15 protein-coding genes are annotated in these 17,770 nt (G+C 71.6%); 11 read left to right on the forward strand and 4 right to left on the reverse strand.

Annotated elements, in window-relative coordinates; all coding sequences use genetic code 11:
- Positions 1-3: 3 nt before the first annotated feature.
- Positions 4-642, forward strand: coding sequence for a TetR/AcrR family transcriptional regulator (locus D0D28_RS17600; protein ID WP_116111316.1), 639 nt, complete (start codon positions 4-6; stop codon positions 640-642).
- A gap of 232 nt (positions 643-874) precedes the next feature.
- On the forward strand, positions 875-3,415 hold the full coding sequence (locus D0D28_RS17605; RefSeq protein WP_116111317.1) for a sensor histidine kinase: 2,541 nt from the start codon (positions 875-877) through the stop codon (positions 3,413-3,415).
- Here the strand turns inward: D0D28_RS17605 and D0D28_RS17610 are convergent.
- The 3 genes from D0D28_RS17610 to D0D28_RS17620 form a co-directional block, all read right to left on the reverse strand.
- Positions 3,318-4,220 (reverse strand): amino acid ABC transporter permease, encoded by a 903-nt coding sequence (locus tag D0D28_RS17610; RefSeq protein ID WP_116111318.1) that lies wholly within the window; start codon positions 4,218-4,220, stop codon positions 3,318-3,320. The two genes, D0D28_RS17605 and D0D28_RS17610, sit on opposite strands and share 98 nt — an antisense overlap.
- Before the next feature lie 927 nt (positions 4,221-5,147).
- The gene (locus D0D28_RS17615; protein ID WP_116111319.1) at positions 5,148-5,792 is read right to left on the reverse strand and encodes an amino acid ABC transporter permease; all 645 of its coding nucleotides are present in this window, start codon (positions 5,790-5,792) and stop codon (positions 5,148-5,150) included.
- A complete protein-coding gene (locus tag D0D28_RS17620) occupies positions 5,789-6,718 on the reverse strand; it encodes a glutamate ABC transporter substrate-binding protein (protein ID WP_116111320.1) in 930 nt (309 codons plus the stop codon). Before D0D28_RS17620 ends, D0D28_RS17615 begins: the two co-directional genes overlap by 4 nt.
- A 529-nt stretch (positions 6,719-7,247) precedes the next feature.
- On the opposite strand from D0D28_RS17620, the gene D0D28_RS17625 reads away from it, so the two are divergent.
- The 6 genes from D0D28_RS17625 (at position 7,248) to D0D28_RS17650 (ending at position 13,370) form a co-directional block, all read left to right on the forward strand.
- The gene (locus D0D28_RS17625) at positions 7,248-10,154 is read left to right on the forward strand and encodes a nitrate- and nitrite sensing domain-containing protein (RefSeq protein WP_116111321.1); all 2,907 of its coding nucleotides are present in this window, start codon (positions 7,248-7,250) and stop codon (positions 10,152-10,154) included.
- A complete protein-coding gene (locus D0D28_RS17630) occupies positions 10,151-10,603 on the forward strand; it encodes a roadblock/LC7 domain-containing protein (RefSeq protein ID WP_116111322.1) in 453 nt (150 codons plus the stop codon). Before D0D28_RS17625 ends, D0D28_RS17630 begins: the two co-directional genes overlap by 4 nt.
- A 26-nt stretch (positions 10,604-10,629) precedes the next feature.
- Positions 10,630-11,346 (forward strand): DUF742 domain-containing protein, encoded by a 717-nt coding sequence (locus tag D0D28_RS17635; RefSeq protein WP_116111323.1) that lies wholly within the window; start codon positions 10,630-10,632, stop codon positions 11,344-11,346.
- Complete coding sequence (locus D0D28_RS17640; RefSeq protein WP_116111324.1) at positions 11,327-11,935, forward strand: GTP-binding protein; 609 nt, start codon at positions 11,327-11,329, stop codon at positions 11,933-11,935. Before D0D28_RS17635 ends, D0D28_RS17640 begins: the two co-directional genes overlap by 20 nt.
- Positions 11,936-12,063: 128 nt before the next feature.
- The gene (locus D0D28_RS17645) at positions 12,064-12,489 is read left to right on the forward strand and encodes a roadblock/LC7 domain-containing protein (protein ID WP_094005770.1); all 426 of its coding nucleotides are present in this window, start codon (positions 12,064-12,066) and stop codon (positions 12,487-12,489) included.
- A gap of 536 nt (positions 12,490-13,025) precedes the next feature.
- Positions 13,026-13,370 carry a DUF742 domain-containing protein gene (locus D0D28_RS17650; RefSeq protein ID WP_233157288.1) on the forward strand — a complete coding sequence of 115 codons (345 nt, stop codon included), beginning with the start codon at positions 13,026-13,028 and terminating at the stop codon, positions 13,368-13,370.
- A 41-nt stretch (positions 13,371-13,411) separates the two neighbouring features.
- Here the strand turns inward: D0D28_RS17650 and D0D28_RS17655 are convergent, their stop codons facing one another.
- A complete protein-coding gene (locus tag D0D28_RS17655) occupies positions 13,412-15,646 on the reverse strand; it encodes a helicase-associated domain-containing protein (protein ID WP_116111325.1) in 2,235 nt (744 codons plus the stop codon).
- An 88-nt stretch (positions 15,647-15,734) separates the two neighbouring features.
- Between D0D28_RS17655 and D0D28_RS17660 the strand changes: the two genes are divergently transcribed.
- Genes D0D28_RS17660 through D0D28_RS17670 form a run of 3 tightly spaced genes read left to right on the forward strand, consistent with a single transcriptional unit; the run spans position 15,735 to position 17,759 of the window.
- Positions 15,735-15,923 carry a hypothetical protein gene (locus tag D0D28_RS17660; RefSeq protein ID WP_094005773.1) on the forward strand — a complete coding sequence of 63 codons (189 nt, stop codon included), beginning with the start codon at positions 15,735-15,737 and terminating at the stop codon, positions 15,921-15,923.
- A gap of 19 nt (positions 15,924-15,942) precedes the next feature.
- Complete coding sequence (locus D0D28_RS17665) at positions 15,943-17,337, forward strand: NAD-dependent malic enzyme (RefSeq protein WP_094005774.1); 1,395 nt, start codon at positions 15,943-15,945, stop codon at positions 17,335-17,337.
- Positions 17,337-17,759, forward strand: coding sequence for a helix-turn-helix domain-containing protein (locus D0D28_RS17670; protein ID WP_094005775.1), 423 nt, complete (start codon positions 17,337-17,339; stop codon positions 17,757-17,759). Before D0D28_RS17665 ends, D0D28_RS17670 begins: the two co-directional genes overlap by 1 nt.
- Positions 17,760-17,770 lie beyond the last annotated feature (11 nt).

Below are 17,770 nucleotides of genomic sequence, written 5' to 3' on the forward strand. Positions count from 1 at the left end.
TTCGTGACCGAACCGGCCGGGCTCCGCGAACGGAAGAAGCAGCGCACGCGCGAGGCGATCTCGAACGCCGCGATCGACCTGTTCCTCGCGCACGGGTTCGACCAGGTGTCCGTCGCGCAGGTCGCCGAAGTGGCCGAGGTGTCGCGGCGCACGCTGTTCGCCTACTTCCCGACGAAGGAGTCCCTGGTCGTCCACCGCTTCGCCGACCACGAGACGGAGAGCGCCCGCGTGGTGCGGAACCGGCCGGACGGCCGGACGCCGCTGGTGGCGATCCGCGATCACTTCCTCGACGGACTCGACCGGCGGGACCCCATCACCGGCCTCAACGACGCCCCGGAGATCCTCGCGCTGTACCGGATGATCTTCGCCACGCCGGCCCTGGTCGCGCGGATGCTGGAGTTCAACCAGACGGCCGAGGAGGCTCTGGCGGAGGCCCTCACGGAGACCGCCGCGGTGGCGCGCGGGGAGGCGCAGGTGGCCGCGTCCGCGATCGTCGCGGTGCTGTGGACCCTCGCCCGCGAGAACCACCGGTCGGTCGCGGCCGGACGCTCCGCGGACGAGGTGTTTCAGCAGGCCAGGGCGGCGGCGGAAGTGGCGTTCGGGCTGCTGGACGGCGGCTTCGGCGAGCTTGGCGCGTCGTAGGCCGTGGCGAACACCACAGCGCGGAACGCCACGCGGAGTGCCGGGCGTCTTGCCCAGCGAAAGATTTCGGCCAGCGGGTAGAAGCCGCGGTCCGGGGCCAATACGATCGCCGACGGACCGCATCACGGTTAGTGCGGGCGGGGCGCGTGTCCGCGGTCGCTACCCTCTCCGGGGTTGGTGACCCAGCCGGTGCCGATCCGAGTCCGGCAAGACGGCTAGAGAAGGAAGTCAGGTGGCCCGGCGGCACAAGCGTCCCGAGAGCGGTGAGGCGCTGGACCGGCGACCGGACACCCGTGCAGGCAGCCGGTGGCGGTTGAGGAACTGGCGGCTGCGCACGAAGCTGATCGCCGTCCTGCTCATCCCGATGCTGACCGTGCTGGCGCTCATCACCCTGCACGTGCGCGCCAACCTGCGGCACGCCGAACAGCTGGCCGAGCTCGCCGCGCACGCGCGCGTCGACGCGGGCGTCAACGCGGTGGTCAACGAACTGCAGCGCGAGCGGGACCTGACCGTGCGGTACGTCGCCGGGCACCGCCGGAACGGGCTGAACGAGGTGCGCGACCAGCGCACCCGGGTGGACCAGGCCGCCGGCGCGTTCGCCCGGGAACTCGCCGCCCAGCAGTCGCTGCTGTCCACGGCGAGCGCCGAGGAGCTGACGGAAGCCCAGTCCCGGCTCGACTCCCTGCCGGGACTGCGCTATTCGGGTGAGTTCTCGAACTCGTCGGCCGATTCGATCCTGACCTCCTACAGCGACCTCATCTCCGGGGTTCTCGACCTGTCCGACCAGGCCGTCGCCGAGATCGCGGACGCGGAGGTCGCGCGGCTGCGGCTGGCCGCCAACGCGCTCGCCCGCGTGAAGGACCAGATGTCGGTCAAACGGGCGGTGCTCGGCCAGGCGTTCGCGGAGGGCGAGGTGTCCGACGACCGGCTGCGGAAGCTCCTCGGCGCGGACGCCCAGCTCGCGGCCGCGCAGAACGACTACCGGAAGTTCGCCACCCCGCCGGAGCAGCGCGCCCACGAGCAGACCGTGGCGGGCCCGGCGGTGCAGACGGCGAATTCGGTGTTCGAACTCGCGATCACCAGGACGGAGAACGGGCAGAGCCTGTCCGGCCTCGACTCACGCCAGTGGGACCAGGCGATCACCGGGACCATCGACCTCACCTACCAGTTCCAGCAGACGCTGCAGGTGCGGACGCAGCAGCGGTGCGACGCGCTCGCCACCGACGCGCGCCGCTCCGCGATCGTCAACGCCGCGGTGGTCTTCGGCGCTCTGCTGCTGTGCGCGGTGCTCGCCGTGGTCATCGGCCGCTCGCTGCTGCGGCCGCTGCGGATCCTGCGCAACACCGCGTTCGACGTCGCCGAGCACCGCCTGCCCGCGGCGGTGGACGAGATCCTCGCCGACCCGCATCCCGATTTCATGACCGCGCACCGCGGCGTGGCGCCCGTGCCGGTGTTCACCCGCGAGGAGGTCGGACAGGTGGCCCGCGCGTTCGACGCGGTGCACGGGCAAGCGGTGCGGCTGGCCGGTGAGCAGGCCCTGCTGCGGGAGAACATCAACGCGATGTTCGTCAACCTGTCCAAGCGCAGCCAGAACCTGGTCGAACGCCAGCTGTCCGTGCTGGACCGGATGGAGGCCGACGAGCAGGACCCGGAGACCCTCGGCGGCCTGTTCGAGCTCGACCACCTGGCCACGCGGATGCGCCGCAACAGCGAGAACCTGCTCGTGCTGTCCGGGCACGACTTCGGTGACGAGAAGGCCGAACCGGTCGCCGCCGAGGAGATCATCGGCGCGGCGCTGTCCGAGGTCGAGCACTACCAGCGCATCGAGCTGACCGCGATGCCGGAGATCGCGATCCGCGGCGAGGCGTGCAACGACCTGGTGCACGTCATTTCCGAGCTGCTGGAGAACGCCACGCTCTACTCGCCGTCGGACAAGACGGTGACCGTGGTCAGCTCGCTCGCCGAGGACGGTGCCTGGCACGTGCACATCACCGACCAGGGCGCCGGGATGCCGCAGCCGGAGATCGACCGCGCCAACAAGCGGTTGGCGAATCCGCCCGAGGTGGACGTCGAGGTGTCGCGGCGGATGGGCCTGTTCGTGGTCGCCACGCTCGCGAAGCGCCACGACATCCAGGTGCGGCTGCGCTCCGCGGACGGTGGCGGGCTGGTCGCGACGGTCGTCGTCCCGGCCCGGCTGGTGATCGAGAACGTCGCACCGGTGCCGGAACCGCTTCCCGCCCCGGTCACGCCACCCGCGCCGGAGCCGCCTCCGGTGCCGGTCGCGCTGCCGTCGCTCAAGCCGATCCCGCTGGCGGAGCCGGCGCCCGCGCCGGAGCCCGAGCCGGACGACACGGTCTCGATCCCGGTCGTGCGGGACGAACCGGCCCGCACGCCGGTCGAACAGGAGGGCCGGGTCGACTGGCCGACCTCGGACAACGACGCCTTCCCGCCGGAGGACGAGGAGCCGACCGAGCGGATGCCCGCCTACCAGGCGGTGCTGTCGCGGTGGTTCACGACGGGTGAGCACTGGCCGGTCAGTCGCCGCTCGGCGGCGGAGGAGCCGGACTGGCCGGCGGAGCCGGAGTGGCCGTCGGCGGACGACGACGCGGCGGTCGACGGGAATCCGCCGAACTTCCCGCAGCAGGTGCGGCGACGGCCGGAGTCGTTCGACACGCCTACGCTCTCACTCGATCCCCACGAGGTCCGCCACCGGATGTCGCGGCTGCAGAACGGATTCGCCCGAGCCCGCGACGCGCGGGGTTCCGAGGGCTGACCGGTTCGATCCCGGCGAGCCGCTGGCGGGCGTCGATCGCGCGGGCCAGGCGGGACAGCGCGTAGTTGATCAAGAAGTAGAGCAGCGCGATGACCAGGTAGGTCTGGATCAGGAGCCGGTTGTAGCCGGCGAGGACCTTGCCGCTCTGCAGGAGTTCGGCGTAGCTGACGACGATCCCGAGCGAGGTGTCCTTCACGACGCCCGCGGTCTGGCTGATCAGCGCCGGCACCACGCGGCGGATGGCCTGCGGGAAGATCACGTACCGCATCGACTGGTAGGGGCGCATCCCGAGCGCGGCGGCGGCCTCGCCTTGGCCGGCTTCGAGCGAGCGGAAGCCGCTGCGGAAGATCTCGGCGAACTGGGCGGCGCGGGACACCGCGATCGGGAGGACGAGTTTCCAGAGCAGTGGCAGGTCCACGCCGTACCGCGGCAGCGCGAACATCGCGAAGTAGATGAGCAGGAGCAACGGGACGACCCGGACGACCTCGACGTACGCCCGGGCCGGCGCGCTGACGGCCGGGTGCCGCGAGATCCGCCCGAACGCGAGCACGAGCCCGGCGACCATCGCGATCACGACAGCCAGCACCGCGGCGAGGGCCGTGCCGCCGAGGCCGCCGAGCAGGTAGCGCCACATCGGCCAGGAGCCGTAGGGCGCCCAGCGGTCCGCGGACAGCTCCCCGTTGATCGCGAACTGCCGCACGGCCAACGCGAGGAGCACGAGGCCGGCCACCGTCGCGACGACGGTGGCGATGCGGATCCGCCGCCGGGCGCGCGGACCGGGGCTGTCGAAGAGAACGGAGGTCATGCGCGAACTGCCTGAGTCAGCACGAGAGTCCCTCTCGCAGGGCGACGGTTGGACGGCTCATGGGATGGCGGCTGGGCCGGTGGTGGTTGGTCTGGTGGTGCGATGGTGGTTGGGCTGGTGGTGTGGCGATCGTTGGGCCGCTCGTGCGGTGATGGCTGGGCCGGTCGTGAGGCGATCGGTGGGCCAGTCATGCGGTGATGGCTGGGCCGGTCGTGAGGCGATCGGTGGGCCAGTCATGCGGTGATGGCTGGGCCAGTCGTGCCGTGGTGGCTGGGCCAGTGGTGCCGCGATGGCTGGGGCGCTCGCGTGGTGACGGTTGAGCCGCCCGTGCGGTGACAGCGGCCGGTGGTGCAGCAGTGGTTGGGCCACTGGCGCGGCGATGATTGGTCCACTCGTGCGGCGATGGCTGGGCAGGTGGCGTGGCGACGACTGGCGCAGCGGTGTAGCAGTGGTTGGGCCAGTGGTGCAGGGATAACCGGGGCCGTTGTGCGGCAATACGTGGTGGGGCGATGGCTTTGCCAGCGGTACCGCCAGGGCTGGCTGGCTGTGTGGCGGCGGCTGGGCCATTCGCGCAGCGACGGTTGGGCCAGTGGTGCGCCGCCGTTGGGGCCGCTTGTATGGCGACGGTTGGGTCGGTGGTGCCGCAGCGGTTGGGCCAGTGGTGCAGCGGTGGTTGGGGCGCTCGTATGGTGACGGTTGGGTCGGTGGTGCCGCAGCGGTTGGGCCAGTGGTGCAGCGGTGGTTGGGGCGCTCGTATGGTGACGGTTGGGTCGGTGGTGCCGCGACGGTTGGCCCGGTGGTGCGCCTGCGGCTGGGCCGCTCGTGCACCAGCGGTTGTGCCAGTCGCGCCGTGATGGTTGCCCGGTCGTGCAGCAATGGCCGCCAGAAGGCGACCGATGCCCCCAGTCCCGCTCAAGCATCCCGCCCTCATCGGGGTACCGCCAGCTTTCGGTCCAGTACGGCGGCTCCCGTGGAGATCAGCAGCGCCAGCACGGCGTAACAGACGCCCGCCCCGATGTACAGCGGCAGCGGCTCCGCCAGGGCGAGGTTCACCCGGTTCGTCGCCTCCGTCAGCTCCACCACACCGACCGCCGCGGCGAGGGCCGTGTTCATCAGCAGCTGGATGGTCACGTTTCCGAGCGGCTGGATGATCGTGCGCAGCGCCTGCGGCAGCACCACCGCCCACAGTGACTGTCCGAAACCGAGCCCCAGCGCCCGCGCCGCCTCCGCCTGGCCGGCCTCCACGCCGTTCACGCCCGCCCGCAGCGTTTCCGCGTAATACGAAGCCATGTACAGCGCCGTCGCGAGCAGGGCGGTCGTGAACAGGCCGAACTTGATCCCCACCGTCGGCAGGCCGAATACGAACAGCACCAGCCACACGGCGAGCGGAATGTTCTGGAACAGCTCGACATAGCCGGTCCCGAACGCGCGCAACGGGCGAACCGGGCAAATCCGGAATGCCGTGATGACGACCGCGAGCACGATCGCGCCCGCCGCGCTGAACACGGTCAGCAACACCGTGTTCAGCGCGCCCTCGGCGAATTCCCCGAGGTAACCGCCCCAGCCGGTCACGATCCCGGGACGGAACCCGTCTTGGGCGGGACCGGCGCGTCCCCCGGGATGACCGTCCCCAGCGTCTGCTTGTACGCCTCCTGCCACAGCCCCGCCGCCTGGATCTTCTCCAGCCACGCGTTGATGAACCGCTTGAACGTCTCGTCGCCGTGGTGGATCCCGATGCCGTACGGGTCCTGACCCAACGTCCCGCTGTTGATCTGCACCTTGTCGTTCGTCTGCGCGTTCCCGGCCAGCTGCGTCAGGTCGTTCACGTACACGTCGCCGCGCCCCTGCTCCAGCGCCGTCACGCACTCCGAGTTCGTGCTCAGCGTGATCACCTGCGCGGGCTCGTACTGCTCGACCAGCGCCGCCCCGGTCGAGTTCGTCACCGCCAGCACCCGCTTGCCCTTCAGGTCCTGCGGCTTGGTCACGGTGGAATCGCCCTTGCGCGCCATGATCGCCGGCCCCGACACGAAGTACGGCCCGGCGAAGGACACCTTTTCCGCCCGCACCGGAGTGATCGAATAGGTGTGCAGGACCACGTCGACGGTGTTGTTCTGCAGCAACGCCTCGCGGATCTGCGACGTGGAATTGACGATCTTGACGTTCGGCTGGCCCAGGATGTACTTCGCCAGCAGCCGGCCGAGGATCGCGTCGAACCCCTCGGTCTGCCCGGTCGTCGGGTTCTGCTGGGACAGCAGCGGGGTGTCCAGCTGGCTGCCGATGAGGATCTGCCCGCGTTGTTTGATCGCCTGCGCCGTCGGGCTGGTCGCGAGGTCCGCGTCGGACGCGACGGGCGCCCGATCGAGGAGGCTCTGCTCCTGGTCCGCGGTCCCGCTGGTCGGTGGTACCGCGCCCCCGCTCGAGGTGCACGCGGTCACCGCGCCGAGCGCGACCGCTGTGAGCAGGGCCGCGAGGCGCCGTCGCCGTATCGAAGCCGTCATGGTGTGGCCGGATCCCTCCTGGACGTGGAGCCTGTCGCCGCTATCTACTCTCAGTGACGCAAGGGGTACCCGAACGGGTGGGAGTAGATCACGAGTCAAGGCGCAGGATTGTGCAGGTCCAACGCTCGCGTCAAGTCCTTGTGAGCTCGCGCCGGGGTTAGTGGGACATTCACCGGCCGCCTGTCACAGCCTCGTCCCAGCCTCCGGATAGTGAGATAGATAACAGCCCGCCCGGCCTCCGGCGGTGCACGCTGCGTGATGTGCATTCGCAGTGTCACTGAGACAGTTGGTGAGAATTCGTCACCGGAGTGAGGGGCAAAGTTCGTGGTGAGAGCCATCTGCCCGGCTTCCCTTTCCTTCCGGCAGCCGATAGCCTCTACCCCCAATCGGGTGGCCCCGTGTTAACCATTCACGTCCTGGTTCTCATGGCGTGGGACCCGAGTGCGGAAACGCGGAAACTGGACAGCTCGAACCGGGAAGGAAGTCCTCGGTGCCCCAGCCCACGAGCGGGGAGCGCGGTCGCAAGGCAGTGTCCCCGGCGGAGTCGCCTGTCGCACAGAGTAACGACGTCAGTGCGCAGGACAACGCGATCGGAGCATCGACCGGTGGTGAGCGCGGACGTCGGGTCCGTGGTCTCGCGAACTGGCGCGTCAACGCCAAGATCGCCGCGGTGGTCGCCGTGCCGACCGCCGCCGCGCTGTCCCTGGCCGGCCTGCGCGTGTACGACAGCTTCGAGACGATGACCGTCTACCAGCACGCCGAGCAACGCATCGACCTCAGCCAGAAGGTCGCCGCCGAGGTCGACGCGCTGCAACGCGAGCGGGACGCGATGTCGGCGTGGATCGCCTCCGGCCGCCCGGCCGCCCGGACCGAACTGGACAACGCGATCCGAACCGCCGAGACCGCCGCCGACACCGTGCGCGGCGCCGTCAGCGAGGTCTCCGCGATCAGCGACCAGGCCACGTCCGCTCGCTACCAGCAGGGCCTCGCGCGCCTCGACGGCCTGAGCCAGCTGCGGTCCTCGGCCGGTGCCGCGGACTTCCCGAGCCTGGCTGCCCAGGCCGGCTACACCGGCGTCATCGACGCGCTGCAGCTGATCGCCGACGAGTTCGACGCCGACGTCACCGACCAGGGCCTGCAGGACCGCCACGAGGCGCTCGGCTTCCTCGCCGACGCCAAGGAGTACTCCGCCCAGCAGAACTCCTACCTGCGCAGCGCCGCGATCCGCGGCAAGTTCGACCCGGCCGAGCTGAAGAACCTCACGACCGCGCAGTCGAACCTGGTCGCCGCGATCGACCGGTTCAACGCCGTCGCCACCCCGCAGGCCCAGCTGGACTACTCGACCACGCTGTCCGGCCCCCAGGTCTCGCAGCGGTTCACCCTGCAGCAGCTGGCGTTGCTGCGCGCCCAGGCGAACCCGCCGCTCGCGCTGGCCATCGACCCGGCCGCGGTGGCGCAGTCCTCGTCGGACACGCTCAACCTGATCAGCCAGGTGCAGAACCGGCTGCTCGCCGACGCCGCCACCTACACCGACGGCCTGATCAGCGTCCAGCAGCAGAACCTGCTGATCACGATCGCGATCATCCTCGCCGGGCTGCTGATCGTGCTCACGCTGATGTACGTGGTGGCCCGCTCCCTGATCCGGCCGCTGCGCACGCTGCGCTCGACCGCGCTGCAGGTCGCCGAGGTGCACCTGCCGGACGCGGTCGAGCGGATCATGCGCGAGGCCGACCCGGCCGCGGCCGCCGCCAAGGCGATCGAGCCGGTGCCGGTCCACACCACCGAGGAGATCGGGCAGGTCGCCCGTTCCTTCGACGTGGTGCACGGCCAGGCCGTGCGCCTCGCCGCCGAGCAGGCCCTGCTGCGCGAGAACGTCAACGGCATCTTCGTCAACCTCTCGCGCCGGTCGCAGCGCCTGGTCGAGCGCCAGCTCGCGGTGATCGACGTGCTGGAGGCCGACGAGCAGGACCCCGACCATCTCGCCAGCCTGTTCGAGCTGGACCACCTGGCGACCCGGCTGCGCCGCAACGGCGAGAGCCTGCTGGTGCTCTCCGGCGCGGGCCTGAGCAAGTCGATGCCCAAACCGGTCTCCGCCGCGGACGTGATCGGCGCGGCGGTGTCCGAGATCGAGCAGTACGCGCGGGTCGACGTCGGCGCGATCCCCGAGGTCGCCGTCCGCGGCCCGTCCGTGCACGACCTGGTGCACCTGCTCGCCGAGCTGCTCGACAACGCCACCTACTTCTCCGAGCCGGAGACCAAGGTCAGCGTCCGGGCCGTGGTGACCCGCAAGAAGGCGCTCGCCGTGCAGATCACCGACCGCGGTGTCGGCATGTCGCCCGAGCAGATCGCCGAGGCCAACAGGCGCCTCGCCGACCCGCCGGACCTGGACGTGTCGGTGACCCGCCGGATGGGCCTGTACGTGGTCGCGCGACTGGCCCAGCGGCAGGGCATCGAGGTGCGGCTGCGGGAGAACGAGGACATCGACGGCGGGGTGATCGCCCTTGTCGTCGTGCCGCCGGACCTGCTCGGCCCGGTCGCGCCGGAGCCGCTGCCGCGGCCGGCCGAGACGTCGTCGCCGAACCTGCCTCCGGTGCCGGCGCAGCGCACGCCGTCGAACCTGGCGCGCCGCGAGCCCGCCCGGCGGCCGGACCAGGACCAGGCTCCGACCGGTGTGCTGCAACCGCTGGACCAGCCGATCAGCCTCGACGACCTGGTCGCCGGCTCGTCCGACGCGGCCTACCTCAGCCGGGGCAAGCCGCGGGCCGAGGAACCGTCGTCGAACGGCTCCGCCCCGCCCCACGAGGAGCCGCCGAACCACTTCGGCTCACTGGCCCTGCCCCAGCGCGAGCCGCAGTACGTGCCGGTCACCGAGCAGCCGGCCGAGGAGCCGCCGCCGGTCACCGAGAGCATCTTCGACGACGACGTGCCCACCAAGCGGCTGCCGATCTACCAGTCGGTTGTGTCGAGGTGGTTCAGTGCGGAGGGGGAGGACCCCGCCTCGGTGAGCGGCGACCTGGAGGAGGAACCCGCACCCGCCGCCGAGGAAGCACCGGAGGCCGACGACAAAAACGCCGATCTTTGGCACAGTGTGTCCGATGAGGGCTGGCGCGCGGCGCAATCCCTGCTCGAGTCGCGGGAGGAGGAGATCACTCCGGCCGGACTGCCGAAGCGGGTGCCCAACGCGCACCTCGTCCCCGGATCGATCCCGGTGGGCGAGCCCGATGCCTTCACCGACACCACCGTCGGGCGGCCGGGGCAGGGCGCACTGGCCCGCTCCGCCGAGGCGGCGCGCGAACGGATGGCGAGCTTCCAGCGCGGCTACGTCAGTGGCCGTCACGCGCTGCAGGAGAACACGCCGGGCCCCTCTGACCAGGGCGACCCGGTGAGTGGCGGGGGAACCACCCCGCCGGACGAGGCAGTGAGGAGTGAGGAGTGACACGGGCGGGATCGCTGCAGCCGGGAGGTTTCACGCCGCAGGCGCCGAGGAACGGCTTCGCGTGGCTGATCACGGACTTCGTGCACCGGGTACCCGGTGCGGCGCACGCGGTCGTGGTGTCGGCGGACGGGCTGCTGCTGGCCTCGTCGCGGGGGCTGCCGAAGGACCGCGCGGACCAGCTGGCCGCGGTGGCGTCGGGGCTGACCAGCCTGGCGCGGGGCGCGTCGAAGGTGTTCGAGGGCGGGCCCGTGGCGCAGACGGTGGTCGAGATGGCCAACGGCTTCCTGTTCCTCATGTCCGTGTCGGACGGCTCCTGCCTGGCGGTTCTGGGGTCGCCCGACAGTGACATCGGCCTCGTGGTGTATGAGATGACGCTTCTGGTGGATCGGGTCGGTCAGCAGATGACACCCGAGATGCGGGCACAGCTCCAAGGAGCCGCGCGCGGTTGAGCGCGCCGGGCACGAGAGGGACTGCAGTGGACGGTGGGCAGCCGACGGGCGTGGGCTCGGGACGGCTGGACGACGACGCCGAAACCGCCTGGCCGGACGAGGCGCAGGCGGCGCGGACCGAGGACTGGACCACGTTCCGGGCCAAGGTCGACCGCGCCTGGCGCCTGCGCCGGGCGGCGGCGGGCGAGAAGCGGTCCAGTACCCTGAGCGACCCCGAGCCACCGGGCTACGGGGCGACCGAATACCCGGAGATCTCCGGCGACCGGCTCATGTCCGGTCCCGCGGCGGACCTGTTCGGCGACTCGGGCGGGCCGCTGGCCCCGGCCGGTCAGCTGCCGTCCGGACCCGCCGCGGAGAGCCACCCCAGCTTCCCGCCGGTCCCGGCGCCGGTGGCGGCGGAGGAGACCTCCGGTCTGGTCCGGCCGTACTTCCGGACGCGCGGGCGGACACGTCCCAGCTACGATCTGGCGATCGAAGCACTCGTCTCGACCAGCGAGCGGGGACGGATGCTCGACCGGGTGCGGGTGCCCGAGCACCGGTCCATCTGCGGCCTGTGCCTGGACACGCGCTCCGTGGCCGAGGTGGCGGCGTACCTGCGCATGCCGCTGGGGGTCGCGCGGGTGCTGATCGGCGACGCCGTCGATCTCGGCCTGGTCCTGGTCCATTCCACGACGTCGGTCGTCGGCGATCGTCCCAGTATCGAGTTCATGGAGAGGGTGCTCAGTGGGCTTCGGAGAATTTGACTCCGACGCGAACACGTCGGCCGCGACGGGACCGACGCAGTCGGCCAAGATCGTGGTCGCCGGCGGCTTCGGTGCGGGCAAGACGACCCTGGTCGGCGCGGTCTCGGAGATCGATCCGCTGACCACCGAGGCGGTGATGACCGAGGCCAGCGTGTCGGTGGACGACACGACCGCCACCCCGAACAAGGTGACGACGACGGTCGCGATGGACTTCGGCCGGCTCTCGCTCGGCGACGACCTCGTGCTCTACGTCTTCGGCACCCCGGGGCAGCACCGGTTCTGGTTCATGTGGGACGACCTCGCGGTGGGGGCGATCGGCGCGGTCGTGCTGGTCGACACCCGGCGGCTGGCGGACGCCTTCCCCTCGATCGACTTCTTCGAGAACCGGAAGCTGCCCTACATCGTGGCGATCAACTGCTTCGACCGGCTGCTGCACCACCAGATCGAGGACGTCCGCCACGCGCTGACGATCTCCGAGTCGGTGCCGATCATCGCCTGCGACGCGCGGGAGAAGGAGTCGGCCAAGCAGGTGCTGATCACGGTCGTGGAGCACGCGATCAACCGGGACCGCGCGTTACAACCGGGGTGATCGGGTAACCGTGCCGCCGGAAGGGTGAATCGATGTGAGATCACCCCGCACGGCAGGCCACCAGGGCCGGGTTCGGCAATACCCTGGTCGGAATAATCGCAAAACAGGCTCGACCGGTGAGGAGGCACATGACGGCATCGGCACAGCAGTCGAGCGGCTTCGGCTTCGGCTGGCTGATCACCGACTTCGTGCGACGGGTCCCCGGCGCGGCACACGCCGTGGTCGTCTCCGCCGACGGTCTGTTGCTGGCCGGGTCGGAGGGGCTGCCCAAGGACCGGGCCGACCAGCTGGCCGCGGTCGCGTCCGGGCTGGTGAGCCTCACCTCCGGTGCCGCGCGGTGCTTCGAAGCGGGCTTCGTGAACCAGACGGTGGTCGAGATGGAGCGCGGGTACCTGTTCCTGATGGGGATCAGCGACGGGTCGAGCCTGGCCGTGCTGGCGGCGCCGAACTCGGACATCGGGACGGTCGCGTACGAGATGACGCTGCTGGTGGACCGGGTCGGGATGCAGATGACGCCGGAGCTGCGCAGCCAGCTCCAGGGTGGCGTGCGCTGATGCGGGGACTTTCGCAGGGGGCGGGCCGCCCCGGGGCCGACGCGTGGGACCGGCTGCACCAGGGCACCGACCGCGAGGGGATCGACTCGCCGGCGCGGTTCGTGCTGACGAAGAAGCCGGTGGTGCTGCCGGTACGCACCCCCGTCCGGACGACGCCCGGTGTGGGGCGGACGGCTTCGGTGCGGAGCGGGGTTGAGGCCGGCGCGGGTTCGCGGGTTGGCGCGCGGAGTGGCGCTGGTGCGCGGAGCGGTGCTGAGGCCGGCGCGGGTGCCGGTTCGCGGGCTGGTTTTGAGGCCGGCCCCGGGGTCGCCCCTGCGGCCGACGCTCGTGCTGGTGCCGCTGCGCGGGCTGGGCTAGGCGCTGGAGCGCGGGGCGGTCTCGATACCGGCTCGGGCTTGGAAGCCGGGGCGGCCGTCGGCGTTGGTGCCGGGGCTGCTGCTGCGACCCGCGCTCGCGGTGGGACTGGGGCCGGCTTCGCGGCCAACGGTGCGCTGCCGGGGGTGCCGCCCTCGCAGTCGAGGGGCTCGGAGGCGTCCGTGCGGACGCGGATGATCATGCGCCCCTACGCCCGTACCGGCGGCCGCACCCGGCCGGACTACGAGCTGGCGCTCGAGGCGCTGGTGTCGACCACCGACCGGGGTCGCGTGCCGCAGGCCGTGACCGGCGTGCAGCACCGTCGGATCTGCTGCCTGTGCGCCGAGCCGCGGTCGATCGCGGAGATCGCCGCGTACCTGGATCTGCCGCTCAACGTGGTGAAGGTGCTGGTCAGCGACCTGGACAACGCCGGGCTGGTGCTGATCCACCAGTCCGGGCTGTCCTTCGGCGACCGCTCGTCGCGCGAGTTCATGAACCGGGTGCTGCAAGGCCTGCGGCGGCTCTGACTCCGTCGTGGGTGCTGCCCGCGAGCCCGAAAACCCAACCCTCAGTCGTCCACCAGGGCGGCTGAGGTGATCCGGTGCAGCGGGTACCGCTCGTCGTCGCTGCCGATCAGTACGCCGCCTCCCACCTGGGTCGGCCTGACGATTCGCTGGCTGGCCGTTCCGTGGGCGTCCACGTAGCCGATCCACACCTCGCGCCGTTCGCGGTGGGCTCGTGCCAGCAGCGCCATCGTGGCCGCCGTGTCCGAACCCCCACCGCCACCCGGCAGGCGCACGGCCGCCCCCTTGCGGCTCGCCGCCGCGCGGTCGCCCGCCCGGACGTGCGCGACCACCGACGCGGCCTGCTCGCCGGTCAACCCGGCCGGCTCGGGCACCACCCGCCGCGCCGCACGTGGCCGCGCGGGCACCCGCCGTCCCGCCGGGCGCAGGTCCATCACCCGCCCGTCCGGCCCCTCCGCCGCCGGGGCGAAACCGGCCGCCCGCAACCCGTCCAGCACCTCGGCCAGCGGATACGGGCTGACCAGCACCGTCGGCGCGATCTTGCGCAGCTCGTACTCGCCGGACACCGAGTTGCCCATCACCTCCGCGAGCAGCACCTCGTCGTCACACCGCAGGAACGAGCCCGCCGCCCCGCCACGCAGCCTGCCGTGCCGCCGCGCGACGTCGTCGATCAAGTACGTCAGCGACTGCGGCACCTCGGTCGCCGACCGCTTCCGGAACAGCTCGTGCAGCTCGTCGGCGGTCCGGCCGGTGTCCAGCGCCCGCCGCACCGACGCCTCCGTGATCCGGTAGACCGTCGCGTGCCCGGCGGACTCGACGTCGGCCACCGCGGCGATCTCCGCGGCCAGGTCCATTTCCAGCGGCCCCGGCGCCACCACCGTCAGATCGGCCTGCACCAGCACGTGCCCGATGGGCTTGGGCATCGCGTCGTACACCGCGTTCAGCGCGCCCGCGCGATCCCCGTCCACCAGCGCCCCGGCCGCCGTGGTCAGCGCACCCAGCGCGATCACGCCCAGCGCCGACGCCTCGGCGAACGTCCACCGCACCATCTCGTCCCGCAACCGCCCGCCCCGGCGCGGCGCCCGCCACGCGAGCAGCTCGACCAGGTCGTCCGCGCCGTGCACACCGGCGCCGCGCGGCAGCTCGGCCAGCGTCCCCAGCACCCGCCGCCGCACCGCGGGCGCGAGCGGCCGCCGCAGGTCGTCGGACAGCGGGACGATCGGCTTGTCCTTCGCGTCGCGCTGACCGACTAGCGCGGGCAGCCGCGGCAGGTCCAGCCACGCCTCGGCGAGGATGACCCACCGCTGCGCCGGCTCGGACGCCAGCCACGAATCGGCCAGCGTCGTCGGCACCCACTCCGGGCTGGTGCTCTGGCTGTCCGCGACCAGCCCGGCCGCCACCGCCAGCTCGGCCAGCAGCGTCGCGCGGTTGTCGTCGGTGTCCAGTTCGCGGGCCAGCTTCCGCAGCTCACGCACCCCGAGACCACCGGACTTCAGCACCGGTGGCGGCTGTTCCGACCACTGCGTGAGCAGCGATTCGGTCTGCCGCAGGAACTCCATCGCCTCGCCCGCGGCCGCCGCGTCCACTGTGGACTGCTGGTGCGGCTTGGTGGGCAGCTCCGGTTCCCGCAACGCCTTGGGCGAGCAGATCCGGCCGCCGCGCAGCGCGATCGCCACCTCGCGGGGAAGCTCGACCGTGTCGTCGTCGCGGCGCAGCAGCAGTCCGCGGGCGAGCAGCTTCTGCACCGGTTTCGCGTCCGCGGCCAGCGACGGTTCGGCCGCCGCGTCCCGGGTGCGCCCGATGGGCGGACCGGCGGCGAGGGCGCCGAGCAGCCCGCGTTCGTCGTCGCCGACCTCGGCGAGCGCGGACTCGGCGTCCAGGCCGGGCGCGGACGCGCCGAGCCCGGCCGGGAACGGCCCGGCCAGCTCGCGCGCGGCGGGGATCACGCGGACCGCGTCGTCGTCGCCCCAGGCCAGCACCCGCGAGCGCAGCCGGTCCACGGCGGACCGGACGTCGGTGCCGACCAGTTCGGCGACTCGGGCGAGCGGGACGGCTTCGGTGTCGGCGTCGGCGACCAGCAGCGCGTCGAGCACGGAAAGGGTGAAGGTGTCCAGGTCCTCCATCGCCCTGGCGACCGATCCGGGGGTGCCGGCGCGGGTGGCCAGCACGGTGCTGTCGGACGGCGGCGGGGTCGCCAGGTCGCGCCTGGCCTGCAGGAGCACGCCCAGCTCGTCGTCGGACGCGGACCGCAGCCAGTCCGCCAGGGAGGTCGCGGGCATCACAGGTGAGGATACCTGCCCTGACCATCGGGTTCGGGTGGCTGTGAGGCAAACTGGGAACCGTAGGTGCCGAGCACTGGAGGATGAAGTGGCGAAGGGCGACAAGGACAAGAAGAGCGGTCGTATCGACCCCACCTGGCCGCATCTGCCGGACGGCGAGCACCCGGTCACCGAGCTCTCGGCGGACCGCCAGGGCGCGCTGTCGCCGTTCGGGAACGTGACGTTCCCGCTCGACACCGTGCCGTACGTGCACCCCGAGACCGAGATCAACAAGTAGACAGCAGGGGGTTACTGCCGTGCCGGTTCCCGGCCCCGGGTATTCGATCACCGTTCGTGTCGAGGCGCCGCCGTCCGCGAGCGCCGCGGGCGACCTCACCTCGGCGGTGGGCCGGGTCGGCGGCGTGCTGACCGCGTTCGACGTGGTCGAGTCCCACGCCGACGCGATCGTCGTCGACATCACGGCGAACGTCTCCAACGCCGACCACGTCGAGGTCGTGACCGACGCGCTCGACGCGCTGCCCGGCGTCCGGGTGCGCAAGGTCTCCGACCGCACCTTCCTCATGCACCTCGGCGGCAAGCTGTCGGTGTCGCCGAAGGTCCAGCTCCGCAACCGTGACGACCTCTCCCGCGCGTACACGCCGGGCGTGGCGCGGGTGTGCCAGGCGATCGCCGCCAACCCGGCCGACGCGCGGCGCCTGACCATCAAGCGCAACACGGTCGCGGTCGTCACCGACGGTTCGGCCGTCCTCGGCCTCGGCAACATCGGCCCGTCCGCGGCCCTGCCGGTGATGGAGGGCAAGGCGGCGCTGTTCAAGAAGTTCGCCGACGTCGACGCCTGGCCGGTGTGCCTGGACACCCAGGACACCGAGGAGATCATCAAGATCGTCAAGGCGCTCGCGCCGGTGTACGCCGGCATCAACCTCGAGGACATCGCCGCGCCGCGCTGCTTCGAGATCGAGAAGCGGCTGCGCGAGCAGCTCGACATCCCGGTGTTCCACGACGACCAGCACGGCACCGCCATCGTCGTGGTCGCCGCCCTGCGCAACGCGCTGCGCGTGGTGGGCAAGGAGATCGAGGACTGCAAGATCGTGGTGAGCGGCGCGGGCGCGGCCGGCTCGGCGATCATGCGGCTGCTGATGCACAAGAAGCCGGGCGACATCATCGCCGCCGACATCAACGGCATCGTCCACCTGGGCCGGTCCGATCTGGACGAGAACCTGCGGTGGCTGGCCGAGAACACCAACAAGGACAACGTGTCCGGCACGCTGCACGACGCGCTCGTCGGTGCCGACGTGTTCATCGGGGTGTCCGCGCCGAACCTGTTCGGGGCCGAGCAGGTCGCGACGATGGCGCCGAACCCGGTGGTGTTCGCGCTGGCCAACCCGGACCCGGAGATCGACCCGCTCGAAGCGCAGAAGCACGCGGCGGTCGTCGCCACCGGGCGCAGCGACTACCCGAACCAGATCAACAACGTGCTCGCGTTCCCCGGCGTGTTCCGGGGCCTGCTCGACGCGCAGGCGCACGAGATCACCGACGACATGCTGCTCGCCGCCGCGAACGCGATCGCCGACGTGGTGGACGACCGGCTCAACGCCTCCTACATCGTGCCGAGCGTGTTCGACTCGGCGGTGGCCCCGGCCGTCGCGGAGGCGGTCAAGGCGGCGGCGCGGAAGTCCGGCGCCACGAGCTGATGAGCCGCGCCGTCGAGGAGTCGAACCGGCGGATGCTGCGGGCCCGCGACGCGATGGACCGCGCCTACGCGCAGCCCCTCGACGTCGCGGCCCTGGCCCGGATGGTGCACGTCTCGGAGGCGCACTTCATCCGCACGTTCCGCGCCACTTTCGGCGAGACGCCGCACCGGTACCTGCAGCGGCGGCGGGTGGAGCGGTCGATGTTCATGCTGCGGGAGAGCGATCGCAGCATCACCGACATCTGCCTCGCCGTGGGGTTCACCAGCCTGGGCACGTTCAGCCGCACGTTCCGCGAGATCGTCGGGCAGTCGCCGTCGGAGTACCGCGCCGGCGGCGCAGGGGCGGTGGCGGCGCCCACGTGCTTCGCGATGGCCTGGACGCGACCGAGCAGTTTCGGAGAAGCCAGGGGCGGGGCCGGCTGATTAGCGTTGCG

Source organism: Amycolatopsis ruanii (genome assembly GCF_003385175.1).
GTDB lineage: Bacteria > Actinomycetota > Actinomycetes > Mycobacteriales > Pseudonocardiaceae > Amycolatopsis_E > Amycolatopsis_E thermalba.